The sequence below is a fragment of the Micromonospora sp. NPDC050200 genome, from assembly GCF_040656135.1.
GTDB lineage: Bacteria > Actinomycetota > Actinomycetes > Mycobacteriales > Micromonosporaceae > Micromonospora.
This window is the reverse complement of record NZ_JBFALG010000010.1, coordinates 44,638-56,719: the sequence shown is the minus strand read 5'-3', so window position 1 is coordinate 56,719 and position 12,082 is coordinate 44,638. Positions and strand designations below refer to the sequence as shown.

Genomic DNA, 12,082 nt, shown 5'->3' with positions numbered 1-12,082 from the left:
TTACGCGGCCTACCCGCGGCGAGCAGGGTCCTTCGGCCCTTCTATGGCCCGGCCCACGTCGGGAACTTTTCCGCCCCGCCACCCGACTACCTGCTCATGAAGTGCGACGACGTACGCGTGGCGCTGTCGGCGCGGCTGGACGGCGAGGACCCGCAGGCACCGGCCGCGGCGCTGGACGCGCACACCCGGACCTGCTCGGACTGCCGCTCCTGGCTGGCCCGGGCCGAGCAGGTGACCCGGCTCACCCGGGTCCGTTCCGTGCAGGTGCCGGACCTGACCGCCCGGGTGCTGGCGGCGGTCGCCGCCGACCCGGTGCTGGCCGGGCGTACGCCGGCGGCCGTCCGGGCCGCCCGTCGGCAGGTGCTGCGGGTCGCCGTGGCGGTGGCCGCGGTGGCCCAGCTCGCCATCGCGCTGCCGATCCTGCTGGCCGGGCTGGGGGTGGCCGCCGACCCGCACACCAGCCGGGAGATGGCCTCCTTCGACGTGGCCCTCGCGGTGGGCTTCGCGCTGGCCGCGTGGCGGCCGGAGCGGGCGCGGGCGTTCCTGCCGGTGGCGCTGGTGCTGGCGCTCTGCCTGGCCGCCACCAGCGTGGTCGACATCGCCAACTCGACCACCGCGCTGGTGCACGAGATCGGCCACCTGGCCGCCGTGGTGCAGGCGGGCCTGCTCTGGGCGCTCGGCCGGGTCAGCGGCGAGCCCGACCGGCCCTGGTCGCGCGCCGTCGCGGCGGGGCGCGGGTGAGCCGGACGGGGTGGGGTCGCCAGCGGGGCCCCGCGTCGGCGAGCATGGCCGGCATGAACGTCGTCGATCGTCGCTGGTTCGCGCGACTGGGCACCGCCGCCGGCCTGCTGGTCACCCTCGTCGCGCTGCTGCTCGCCCCGGCCACCCCGGCCAGCGCCCACGCCGTGCTGGTCAGCAGCAGCCCGGTCGCCTCGGCCGTGGTGCCGAGCGCCCCGCCCGAGGTGGTGCTGACCTTCAGCGAGTCCGTGCGCAAGGTCACCGGCAAGATCCGGGTCATCGCCCCGGACGGCTCCCGGGCCGACCGGGGCGAGCCCACCTTCGAGGGGTCGGTGGTGACCGTGCCGGTGGACCCGTCCGGGCCGCGCGGCACCTACCTGGTGAGCTACCGGGTGATCTCCGCCGACAGCCACCCGGTCTCCGGCGCGTTCACCTACTCCGTCGGCGCGCCCTCGGCGCCACCCACCGACTCAGGGGTGGACAGCCGGGCGAATCCGGTGGTGGACACCGCGGTGAAGGTGGCGAAGTACCTGGGCTACGTGGGCCTGCTGCTGGTGGTGGGTCCGGCCCTGGTGCTCGCCGCGCTCTGGCCGCACCGGCTGTCCCGCCGCGGCCCGGCCCGGCTGGCCTGGGCGGGGACGGGGCTGCTCGCCCTCGCCACCCTGGCCGAGCTGTGGTTGCAGGTGCCGTACACCGCCGGGGGCGGGCTGACCGACGTCACCGGGGACGGTCTCTGCGAGGTGCTGGGCAGCACGTACGGCACGGCGCACCTGGTCCGCCTGGGCCTGCTCGCGGCGGCGGTGTTCCTGCTGCGCCCGTTGACCCGGGGCCCGGTCGGTCGTACCGACGCGCTCATCCTGGCCGTGCTGGCCGGGGCGGCGCTGTTCACCTGGCCGCTGGCCGGGCACGCGGCGGCGTCCCCGGCGCCGGCCGTGTCGGTGGTCGTCGACGCGGTGCACCTGGGCAGCATGGCGGTCTGGCTGGGCGGGCTGGTGATGCTCGCGGTCTTCCTGCTGCGCCGCGCCGACGAGCGGGAGTTGGGGGCGATCCTGCCGATCTGGTCCCGCTGGGCGGCGCTGGCGGTGGCGGCGCTGCTGCTCGCCGGCCTCGTGCAGGGGCTGATCGAGGTGGGCGGCGTCCAGCCCCTGCTCGACACCACGTACGGCCGGCTGCTGCTCGCCAAGATCGGGCTGTTCGCGCTGGTGATCGTGGTGGCCGCGTACTCCCGGCAGTTGGTGGGGCGGCCGACCGCCGCGCAGCGTCCGGTGTCGGTGCGGCGGGCCGTCTGGGTCGAGCTGGCGATCACCGCGGTGGTGCTCGGCGTGTCGGCCACCCTGGTGCAGACCACCCCGGCCCGGGTCGCCGCCACCACCGAGGGGTCCGGCGGACCCGCCAGCTACTTCTCCACCACGCTGACCAGCCCGATCTACTCCCTGCAGGTGGAGCTGGACCCGGCCGAGCGGGGCAACAACTCGATGCACCTGTACGCGTACACGCCGGACAACCGGCCGCTGCCGGTGGCCGAGTGGAAGGCGACCGCGGCGTTGCCGTCGGCGGGGATCGAGCCGATCGACATCCCGCTGCTGCCGCTGACCGACAACCACGTGACCGGGGAGATCAGCTTCCCGGCGGCCGGCGAGTGGCAGCTTCGCCTGACCGTCCGCATCACCGACATCGACCAGGCCACGGTGACCGCCACCGTGCCGATCAGGTAACGAGAAAGGCTCTCCCCACATGATCCGTCTCCGGCGTCCCGCCACCGCCGCCGCCCTCGCGCTCGCCGCCGTCACCACCGTGGTGCTCGGCTTCGCCGGGCCCGCCTCGGCGCACGTCACCGTCAACCCGAAGGAGGCGACCCAGGGCTCCTACGGCCGCTTCGCCTTCCGGGTGCCCAACGAGAGCGACACCGCGTCCACCACGAAGGTCGAGGTGGTGCTGCCGGAGAACGCCCCGGTCGGCTCGGTCTCCACCATGCCCGTGCCCGGGTGGACGGTGGCCGTGGAGAAGCGCAAGGTCGACCCGCCGATCGAGGTGCACGGCAGCCAGCTCACCGAGGCCGTGTCGAAGCTGACCTGGACGGCCACCGGCGACGCGGGGGTCAAGCCCGGCCAGTTCCAGGAGTTCCCGGTTTCGATGGGCCCGCTGCCGCAGGTCGACCGGATGGTCTTCAAGACGTTGCAGACGTACTCCGACGGCAACGTCCAGCGGTGGATCGACGAGCCGACGCCGGGCGGCGAGGAGCCGGAGAAGCCGGCGCCGGTGCTCACCCTGACCCCGGCCGCAGCCACGTCGGCCGCGTCGGCCACGCCGGCGGCGTCGCCGGCCGGGCAGGCCCAGGCCGCCGCCGACGAGGACTCCGACGGGCCGGCGACCGGTCTGGCCATCGCCGGTCTGGTGGCCGGGCTGGCCGGCCTGCTCCTCGGTGGACTGGCCTTCGCCCGTACCCGTCGGGGGCCGGCGACCAAGGCCTGACCCGCTCCGCCCGCCGGCCCGTCGGACCCCTCCGGCGGGCCGGCGGCTGTCCGTCCCCGCCGATATCCGCAGATCACGGCGGTCCCGTCGGTAAGGTCTGCCGGGTACCCGGTCACCGAAGGAGACGGAACGAATGCGGTTCGTGCGGACGCTCGTCGGAATGCTGCTGTTGGTGGTCGGGATTCCGGCCATCCTGGTCGGTGGTGGCCTCAGCCTGGTCGCCCGGCACGCGACCACCGACGGCAGCTTCGGCGCCCGCTTCGAGCCGGTGCGCACCGCGGGCCGGGCCATCGTGGTGCAGGACGTCGACGCGCTGCTGCGCGCCGAGGCGCCGTTCACCCGGATCGGGCAGGCGAGGCTGCGGCTCACGGCCCGGACCCCGGACGGGCCGGCCTTCGTCGGCCTGGCGCCCGCCGACGAGGTCCGCCGCTGGCTCGCCCCCGTCCCGCACGCCACCGTCGGGCGGATCGCGCTGGCCCGCGGGCCGCTGCCGGTCCGGCTGACCGACGCCGGCGCCGCGTCCACCGTCGGGCCCGCCGGCGTCGTCCCGGCCGTGCCGCTCGACGCGCCCTCCTGGGTACGCGAGGGGATCGGCGCGATCGAGTGGAACCCCGGGCAGTTGGCCGGCCGCCGGCTGAGCCTGGTGGTGATGCGCCCCGACGGCGGGGCGGACCTCGCCCTGGACCTGCGGGCCGAGGTGCGGTCCGACTGGTTCCGTCCGGTGGCCTGGGGGTCGCTGGCCGGCGGGTTCCTGCTGATCGTGCTGGCGGTGCTGGTGCTGCTGCGCCCGGTGCGCCCGCGCGAGGTGGTCTTCGTGGTCGAGCCGGACCAGGTTCCGGTGCTCGCCGGTCGGCTCGGGGTCAGCTCGCTCAGCGGGCTCGGCGCCACGCCGGAGCCCGAGCGGCAACTGGTGTCGGTCGGGGCGCCCGAACGGTTCCGCGCCGCCATCGGGGCGGTGCCGGCCCGGCGTCCGGCCACCCTCGCCGACCTGCCGCCCTGGCCGCCGGAGCGTCCGGAGGAGACGGCCGACCGGGTCCCCGGAGCCTCCCGGCCCGCCAACGCGGACTGACCTCGGCAGCGGACGGCCCTCCGCGCTGCCGACGCGGAGGGCCGTCCTCACCGGGGGATCGGTGCTACCCGACAGACGTCTGAGGTAGGTGTAGCCAGATTAGCGGCGAAAGTCGCCCGGCGGAACATCTGTCCATTTGGTGCAACTTATCCGTGGGTCGGCTCCGCCCGTTGTCCGTGGGCCGGCTCTGCCCGGCGGCGCACCGGGAGCGCCACCAGCAGCAGCAGGGCCAGCAGCACGTAGGCGTTGCGCAGCAGGAACTCCGCCGGGGTGTCGGTGCGCGCCGGGGCCACGCCCCAGTCGTAGAAGGACACCACCCCGTAGATGATCACGATCGACGTGCCGACCGCGAGCGCGAGCAGCCGGCGGCGGCGCCGGACCCCCGCCACGGTGCCCCGGCCGGCGTCGAGGGCCGCGTCCACCAGCACCACCACGGCGGGGATGAACCAGTAGATGTGGTGGGTCCAGGTGATCGGGCTGACCAGGCCGCCGACCAGCCCGGTGAGGGTCAGCCCGGTGAGCTCGTCCCCGGCCCGGGCGGCGCGGGCCGCCCGCCAGAGGCCGAACCCGGCGACCACCATGACCAGCGCCAACCAGAGCAACTGGTTCGGCTTCGCCGGCGCGTCGATCCGGCTGAGCAGCCCGAACAGCGACTGGTTGCCGGTGTAGTCGGTGCGGCCGACCCGGTTGGTCGCCCACAGCTCGTGGGTCCAGAAGCGCCAGGAGTCCAGGGGCGCGAGCGCCGCGGCCAGCAGCGTCGCCACCGCCGCGGTGACGCCGGCCGCCACCGCCGCCCGCCACCGCCGGGTCACCAGCAGGTAGCCGATGAAGATGCCCGGGAAGAGCTTCAGCGCCGTCGCCAGCCCGACGCCCACCCCGGCCCACCGCCGCCCCCCGGGTACGGCGAAGAGCAGGTCGGCCAGGATCAGCACCACCAGCAGCATGTTGATCTGCCCGAAGGTGATCGTCTCCCGGGTGCTCTCCACCGCGAACACCAGCAGCACCGCCACAGTGAGGGTGAACGCCCGGGGCAGGCCGTGCCGCTCGATCACCGGCCGGACCAACCAGCGGGTGGTCACGATCACGCCGATCCCGGTCAGGACGGTGAAGACGGCGATGGTCAGGCCGAGCGGGAGCACCGCGAACGGCCACAGCAGCAGGGCGCTGAACGGCGGGTAGGTGAAGTAGAGCTCACCCTGGACCCGGTCCGGCTGCACGTAGTCGTAGAGCGGGTGCCCGGACGACCACCAGTCCATCGCCCGCATGTAGATCTTCAGGTCGAAGAAGTCGTGCACCATGCCGGGCAGGTAGAGCGCCGGCAGCACGGCCGCCAGCGCCAGCACCGTGACGACCCGACGGGCCGTACGGCCCCCCTGGTCGTCGGAGGTGACGGCGGGTGGCGCGACGGGTTCGGCTGGCACGGGGAAACCCTAGCGGTCCGCTGCGCCGGCAGTGCCGAGGCGCGACACCTGGGCTGAGGCTACGCTGTCCCGGTGGCTGACCTTCTCGTCTGGATTGACTGTGAGATGACCGGGTTGGATCTCGGCCGGGACGCGCTGATCGAGGTCGCCGCGCTCGTCACCGATCCCGACCTCAACGTGCTGGGCGAGGGGGTCGACGTGGTCATCCACGCCGACGAGGCGGCCCTGGAGGCGATGCCGGAGATCGTCCGCACGATGCACGGCAAGTCCGGGCTGACCGAGGAGGTGCGGCGCTCCACCGTCACCCTCGCCGAGGCCGAGGACATGGTGCTGCAGTACGTCACCAGCCACGTCAAGGACCCGCGCAACGCCCCGCTGTGCGGCAACTCGATCGCCACCGACCGGGGCTTCATCGCCCGGGACATGCCGCGCCTCGACGCCCACCTGCACTACCGCATGATCGACGTCTCCTCGATCAAGGAACTGACCCGGCGCTGGTACCCGCGGGTGTACTTCGGCCAGCCGCAGAAGGGGCTCGCCCACCGGGCGCTGGCCGACATCCGGGAGAGCATCCGCGAGCTGGAGTACTACCGCCGGACAGTCTTCGTACCCCTGCCGGGGCCGGACGTGGAGACGGCCAAGGGAATCGCCGCGCAGCTCTGACCAGGGCCGGGCGGACGGTGCGCAACCCGCTGGACGGGGCCGGCGTGGGTGTGGCTATTATTAGTCCGCACCCGCCCGGGCGACCGGCGCGGAAGGCATGGTGGCTGTAGCTCAGTTGGCAGAGCACCGGGTTGTGGTCCCGGTTGTCGTGGGTTCAATTCCCATCAGTCACCCCAGACACGAAGGCCCCCTCCTCGCGGAGGGGGCCTTCGTCGTTTCCGGTCCCGGTCAGGGGGTGGGATCGACGCTGGGCGTCTCGTCGCCGGGGGTGGCCTCCGGGCTCTGCGCGGCGTCCGGCTCCTCGTACGGCACAGCGCTGCCCTTGACGTAGTCGTCCCAGCTCATGTTCCAGTCGGTCCAGCCGTTGCCGTTCTGGAGCTTGCGTTCGGTGCCCTTGACGGTGATCGGGTCGCCGATGCGGGTGTTGGCGAAGAGCCAGGCGCCGTCGGCCATCGAGACGTTCACACAGCCGTGCGAGACGTTGACGCTGCCCTGCTGCCCCTCCGACCAGGGCGCGGCGTGGATGAACTCGCCGCCCCAGGTGAGCCGCTGGGCGTAGTCGATCTTCGTCCGGTACCCCTCCTCGGGGCCCAGCTCTTCCATGGTGTCGAAGACGGTCTTGCGGAGCTTCTCGATCACCACCATGGTCCCGCTGGACGAGGGGGTGCTCTTCTTGCCGAGGCTGACCAGGATCGTCTTGACGACCTTGCCGTCCTTGGTGACGGTCATCCGCTTGGTCTTGTTGTCCACCCGCATGACCAGCGCCGGGCCGATCTTGATGTCGACGGTCAGGTCGGACCGGCCGTACCAGCCGTCGCCCATCGGCAGCCCGCCGGCCTGCACCCGGTACGACACCGTGGTGCCCGACTTCCAGAACTCCTTCGGACGGAAGCGGACCTCGGTGGGGCTGGACCAGTGCCAGATCCCCTCCTGCGCCGGGGTGGAGGTGACGGTCATCCGGCGCTGGACGTCGTCGCGGTAGTCCTCGGGGACGGCCCGGCCGAACCGGACGATCAGCGGCATGCCCACGCCGACGACCTGGTTGTCACCGAGGAAGCTGGTGATCCGCACCTGCTTGTCGGGCTTGGCCATCACGGTGAAGGCGCTGGTCGCGCTGGCCGGCTTGCCGTCGTCACCGGTAGCCGTGACGGTGGCGGTGTACTTCTCGCCGTACTCCAGGGCGCCCGCGGGAAGCCAGCTCTTGCCGTCGGCGGCGAGTTCGCCCTCGACGGCCTTGCCGCTGGCGTCCTTGAGCTCGACGGTGGTTTCCTGCGCGTCCTTGGTGGTGAAGGTGATGCCGGTGGCGGCCGGGACGTCGGTCGCGTCGGCCCTGGGCTCGGTGATGGTGGCCGCGGCCCTAGGGGGGCTCTCACCGCTGCCCTGCCAGCTCGACGACTTGTCGTCGCCGGAGTCCGTGCAGGCGGAGGTGAGCGCCAGCGTCGCGGCGAGGAGCCCCGCCGCGAGTGCGCGGCGCCGCCCGGCGTGCCGGGTCAGCCGGTGGTGGGTAGCTCGCATGATTCCCTCACAGTTGTGGTCCCCGATGCCCATCCTCTCCCACTGACGCGGGGGAGCGCCGGCCGGTTGCCGGTCGTGAACAGAAACACGCCCACGGGGGTGTGCGAAATTCGATAAAATGCCGGACTTCCGCGGATCCTGCTCGGTTTCGCGCGGTGACGGCTCCTCCGGCGGTGGACCCCGCGTCGCGCCGGGTCGGTGACCCGGGCGCGCCGCGCCCGTGCTCCGGTCGGGCCGGCGGTCACGCCGACCCGACCGGGCGGGTTCTACAGCAGCGGGCCGGAACCGCCATCCGGCACGGGCAGGGCGCTGCCCTTGACGAACTCCGACCAGCTCAGGCTCCAGGCCGTCCAGCCGTTGCCGGGCGCGACCTTGCGTTCGGTGCCCTTGATGGTGATCGGGTCGCCGATCTTCGTCTGGTCGAAGAGCCACCTGCCCATCGCCATCGAGACGTTGACGCAGCCGTGCGAGACGTTCTGCCGACCCTGCACCCCCTCCGACCAGGGCGCCGCATGGATGTACTCGCCGCCCCAGGTCAGCCGCTGGGCGAAGTCGATCTCGGTGCGGTACCGGTCGTCCGGATCGGGCTCGTCCATGGTGTCGAAGACGGTCTTCTCCTTCTTCTCCATCACCACCAGGGTGCCGCTGGAGGAGGGGGTGCTCTTCTTGCCCAGGCTGACCGGCAGGGTACGGATCACCTGGCCGTCCTGGAGCACCGTCATCTTCTTGCTGGCGTTGTCGACCTTCATCACGAAGGATCGGCCGATCTTGGCGGTCGCCGACCGGTCGACATTGCCGTAGCGGCCGTTGCTCAGCGGCATGCCGGCCAGCGCGATCCGGACGTCGAGCGTGGTGCCCGGCTTCCAGTACTCCGGAGCCCGGTAGTAGGCCTGGGTGCCGTTGTAGACCCAGTGCCAGGCACCCGGCTGCGGCGGGTCGGTCTTGACGAACATCCGCTTCTGCACCGCGGCCCGGTCCTTCTTCGGGATACCCGGGTGGAACTCGACGACCACCGGCATGGCCACGCCGTACGTCCGGTCGTCGAAGAGGTAGAGGCCGGAGCTGATCATCGACTTCGGCTTGGCCATGGTGGTGAAAGTGCTGGCGCCCTGCCGGGTCTCGCCGCCGGAGCCGGTGCCCGTCACCGTGGCGGTGTACCGGGTGCCGTACTTCAGCGGCGCCGACGGCACCCAGGAGGAGCCGTCCAACCGCATCTTGCCGGCGACCTGCTTGCCGTCGGCCGAGGCGAGGGTGACCGAGGACACCGTGCCGCCGCCCGGCAACTCGGCGCTGATCTCGGTGCTCACCGGCTTGTTCTTCGCTCCGTCGGCCGGGCTCACCGCCAGGCTCGCGGCCGGCGCCGAGGTCTCGTCCGCCGGCGGCGCCGTGGGGGCGCCCGTACCCGGAGTCGTGCCGCCGCCGACGAACTCGGCGGCCTTCTTCTGGTCGTCACCGCACCCGGTCAGTGCCAACGACGCCACCAGGGCCAGGGCGCCCACCATCGCCCCGGCCCGCGTGAACCTGCCCATTCCCACCTCAGTTCTCGCGTGCCTGGCGACATGGTGCCGCATCACCGCCGCCACCCTGGTCCCACCGAGCGGTCGGCGGAGGGTTTTCGTGGCTTTTGCCCGTTAAGCTCGGCCGAACAGGGGAGCCGGGTATCGGATTGGAAAGCCGCTCAGGGGCCGTGCTAATGTTCTCTCCGTTGCCAGCGAGCGCCGCTAGCTCAACTGGCAGAGCAGCGGACTCTTAATCCGCGGGTTCGGGGTTCGAGTCCCTGGCGGCGCACCAGCAATAAGGGCTCTGGCCTGGTGGTTCTCCACCTGGCCGGAGCCTTTTTCGTGTCCGTGGTGATGGCTGGGTGCTCGATGGGTGCTCGGGGGCGGTGGGACTGTTCCGGCTGTCGGTGGACGTGGTGCCGTGACCGTGGACACGCGATCGGGTCCGACGGGCGGCGGCGAGCGGTTCTCGCCTGGCTTGGTGTTCGGCCGGCCGACGGTACGAGGGCCAGTGGTGTTGCTGTCAGTGACGGTCGCTCCGACGCGGCGGGCCGTCTTCGCCGAGCCGGCGAGGGCTCATGTCAGGCGCTTTGGCGATCGGTACCGCGGCGGCGAGCCGATTCCTGAAGATCAACTAACGGCGGACCGAATTATCCGTATCGCCACTTCTGCCCTCGGCTCTTCGGCTGATTCCCTGAACAGTGATCTCCGGAATCGGCCCCCGAAACCCCGATTCGAGTACGCGGGTGCTCGCACGTCCCGCCGGCGCTTCGCCTAACAGCCCGCCGAGAGCATGTGTCTCCGGTCGCGGTCGTCCCGGCGAAGCCGAGCATGAGCGGCGGACGTCGAGGCTGGGTGGACTGCTGACCGGCTACCGGCGTGCCGACCGACTGGTGCCGGTCGGAGCGGTCCTGATGATCGTGCAGGACGCCGAGCGCGAAGAGCAACTGCTGGCCGACCTGGTCCGCGGCAGCCGGATCACCGGGGGCGATCTCAGCGAGAGCACCTGGGAGGCCGGCAGCCTCTACGCCTGCGAGATCACCCGCACCGACTTCTCCGGCGCCACCCTGACCGGACCTCGCGTGCTGGTGTCCGCCCCGGGCGGCCGTAGGGGACGGGCGGAGGGCCATGGACAACCTCCTCGGGGTACGAGAGATCCCGTTCTTCACCAGGAGTCACATGATCAAATCAATGTTCATCGCTACGTTGATCCATCCCGACCAGATCCTCGCGCCGACAATGATTTTCCATGCATAGACCTCTGGCGAAACTTCCCTCCAGGCGGGACAGTGAACGGCAACGATGCCTCACCCTGGGGAGCTGCCATGGCCACGACACCGCTGCGCGCCGTCGCCCTCGCGGGCGCCACCGCGCTCGCCCTCCTCGGCACCATCGCCCCCGCCGGGGCCACCAGGCCGGCCACCGGAGCCAGCACGGTCACCCACGACGAGCAGGTCACCTGGCAGGGCTGGTCCGGCACCACCCTGTCGGCCGGCGCCACTGCCGGCACAACCGTCACCGCCGCCGGGCTCACCCTCGGCACCCCGGTCGGCACCACCGTCTACAAGGACCCGCACACCAGCATCAGGCGGACCTGGGCGTACGGCACCTGGACCTCGCCGCTGACCGAGGTCGGCTTCGGCGCTACCGAGCTGGTCGCCTCCTGGAACGCCGACACCCCGGCCGGCACCTGGCTCCAGGTCGAACTCCAGGGCACCTACACCACCGGCACCCGCACCCCGTGGTACGTGCTGGGGCGCTGGGCCTCCGGCGACGCCGACATCAAACGGACCAGCGCCGACAGGCAGGGCGACAAGACCTCCAGCATCTGGACCGACACCTTCGCCATCGACAACGCGAGCGCCGGGGTGCTGCTGCGGGCGTACCAGCTCCGGCTGACCCTCTACCGTGACCCGGCGCAGACCGCCTCCCCGGTGGTCCGCTCGGTCGGCGCGATGAGCTCGAACGTGCCGGACCGGTACACCGTCACCCCCAGCGCCGGCCACATCGCCTGGGGCACCGAGCTGGCGGTCCCGCGCTACTCGCAGAACGTCCACGCCGGCCAGTACACGCAGTACGGCGGCGGCGGTGAGGCCTGGTGCTCGCCGACCTCCACGGAAATGGTGGTCGAGTACTGGGGCCGGAAGCCCTCTGCCGCCGACACGTCCTGGGTGGACCCCAGCTACGCGGACCCGACGGTCGACCACGCCGCCCGGATGACCTACGACTACCAGTACAAGGGCACCGGCAACTGGCCGTTCAACACCGCGTACGCGGCCAGCTTCCCCGGGCTGGAGGCGAAGGTGACCCGGCTGCACTCCCTCGACGAGATCGAGCACTTCATCGCCGCCGGCATCCCTGTGGTGACCAGTCAGTCCTTCCTCGCCAGCGAGCTGACCGGGGCGGGCTACGGCACCGCCGGGCACCTGATGGTCGTGGTCGGCTTCACCGCCACCGGTGACGTGATCGCCAACGACCCGGCCTCGCCCAGCAACGACGCGGTACGGCACGTCTACTCCCGGACGCAGTTCGAGCAGATCTGGCTGCGGACCAAGCGGACCACGGCCAGCGGCGGCACCGGCAGTGGCTCCGGCGGCATCGTCTACCTCATCAAGCCGACCGGGGTGGCCTGGCCGCAGGTGACGGACTCCACCAACTGGTAGCGACGGCCGGCACCGTCGCCGTCGGGCACCGGCACCGACCCT

Annotated in this window: 8 protein-coding genes, 2 tRNA genes and 2 pseudogenes; 9 read left to right on the top strand and 3 right to left on the bottom strand. The window is 72.1% G+C overall.

The features are described from left to right. Positions 1-96: 96 nt before the first annotated feature. The 4 genes and pseudogenes from AB0I41_RS09560 to AB0I41_RS09545 form a co-directional block, all read left to right on the top strand. Complete coding sequence (locus AB0I41_RS09560) at positions 97-741, top strand: zf-HC2 domain-containing protein (RefSeq protein ID WP_357104087.1); 645 nt, start codon at positions 97-99, stop codon at positions 739-741. Positions 742-785: 44 nt separating this feature from the next. Further along, positions 786-2,453 (top strand): copper resistance protein CopC, encoded by a 1,668-nt coding sequence (locus AB0I41_RS09555; RefSeq protein WP_357104086.1) that lies wholly within the window; start codon positions 786-788, stop codon positions 2,451-2,453. Positions 2,454-2,472: 19 nt separating this feature from the next. Continuing rightward, the gene (locus AB0I41_RS09550) at positions 2,473-3,210 is read left to right on the top strand and encodes a YcnI family protein (RefSeq protein WP_357104083.1); all 738 of its coding nucleotides are present in this window, start codon (positions 2,473-2,475) and stop codon (positions 3,208-3,210) included. A gap of 664 nt (positions 3,211-3,874) precedes the next feature. Next, positions 3,875-4,150 (top strand): annotated as a pseudogene (locus tag AB0I41_RS09545) (hypothetical protein); the annotation flags it as partial. Positions 4,151-4,425: 275 nt separating this feature from the next. Here the strand turns inward: AB0I41_RS09545 and AB0I41_RS09540 are convergent. Then, complete coding sequence (locus AB0I41_RS09540; RefSeq protein WP_357104081.1) at positions 4,426-5,700, bottom strand: glycosyltransferase family 87 protein; 1,275 nt, start codon at positions 5,698-5,700, stop codon at positions 4,426-4,428. 72 nt (positions 5,701-5,772) lie between these two features. Here AB0I41_RS09540 and orn point away from each other — a divergent pair, with 72 nt between their 5' ends. After that, positions 5,773-6,363 (top strand): oligoribonuclease, encoded by a 591-nt coding sequence (orn, locus tag AB0I41_RS09535; RefSeq protein ID WP_357104078.1) that lies wholly within the window; start codon positions 5,773-5,775, stop codon positions 6,361-6,363. 100 nt (positions 6,364-6,463) lie between these two features. Further along, positions 6,464-6,539: transfer RNA gene (locus tag AB0I41_RS09530), tRNA-His, on the top strand. A 52-nt stretch (positions 6,540-6,591) separates the two neighbouring features. On the opposite strand, the gene AB0I41_RS09525 is transcribed toward AB0I41_RS09530, so the two are convergent. Together AB0I41_RS09525 and AB0I41_RS09520 are read right to left on the bottom strand one after the other, a co-directional pair. After that, positions 6,592-7,878: an Ig-like domain-containing protein gene (locus tag AB0I41_RS09525; RefSeq protein WP_357104076.1), complete on the bottom strand. Its 1,287-nt coding sequence runs from the start codon at positions 7,876-7,878 to the stop codon at positions 6,592-6,594. A gap of 266 nt (positions 7,879-8,144) precedes the next feature. Further along, the gene (locus AB0I41_RS09520; RefSeq protein ID WP_357104073.1) at positions 8,145-9,407 is read right to left on the bottom strand and encodes an Ig-like domain-containing protein; all 1,263 of its coding nucleotides are present in this window, start codon (positions 9,405-9,407) and stop codon (positions 8,145-8,147) included. 186 nt (positions 9,408-9,593) lie between these two features. On the opposite strand from AB0I41_RS09520, the gene AB0I41_RS09515 reads away from it, so the two are divergent. The 3 genes and pseudogenes from AB0I41_RS09515 (at position 9,594) to AB0I41_RS09505 (ending at position 12,040) form a co-directional block, all read left to right on the top strand. Further along, positions 9,594-9,669, top strand: a tRNA-Lys gene (locus AB0I41_RS09515). A 622-nt stretch (positions 9,670-10,291) separates the two neighbouring features. Further along, a pseudogene (locus AB0I41_RS09510) lies at positions 10,292-10,453 on the top strand (pentapeptide repeat-containing protein); the annotation flags it as partial. Between the two features lie 249 nt (positions 10,454-10,702). Continuing rightward, the gene (locus tag AB0I41_RS09505) at positions 10,703-12,040 is read left to right on the top strand and encodes a C39 family peptidase (RefSeq protein WP_357104287.1); all 1,338 of its coding nucleotides are present in this window, start codon (positions 10,703-10,705) and stop codon (positions 12,038-12,040) included. Positions 12,041-12,082 lie beyond the last annotated feature (42 nt).

Coding starts and splice junctions, on each gene's coding strand:
- AB0I41_RS09550 (WP_357104083.1), top strand. CDS start 2,473: ATGATCCGTCTCCGGCGTCCCGCCACCGCCGCCGCCCTCGCGCTCGCC.
- AB0I41_RS09525 (WP_357104076.1), bottom strand. CDS start 7,878: ATGCGAGCTACCCACCACCGGCTGACCCGGCACGCCGGGCGGCGCCGC.
- AB0I41_RS09560 (WP_357104087.1), top strand. CDS start 97: ATGAAGTGCGACGACGTACGCGTGGCGCTGTCGGCGCGGCTGGACGGC.
- AB0I41_RS09555 (WP_357104086.1), top strand. CDS start 786: ATGGCCGGCATGAACGTCGTCGATCGTCGCTGGTTCGCGCGACTGGGC.
- AB0I41_RS09505 (WP_357104287.1), top strand. CDS start 10,703: ATGGCCACGACACCGCTGCGCGCCGTCGCCCTCGCGGGCGCCACCGCG.
- AB0I41_RS09520 (WP_357104073.1), bottom strand. CDS start 9,407: ATGGGCAGGTTCACGCGGGCCGGGGCGATGGTGGGCGCCCTGGCCCTG.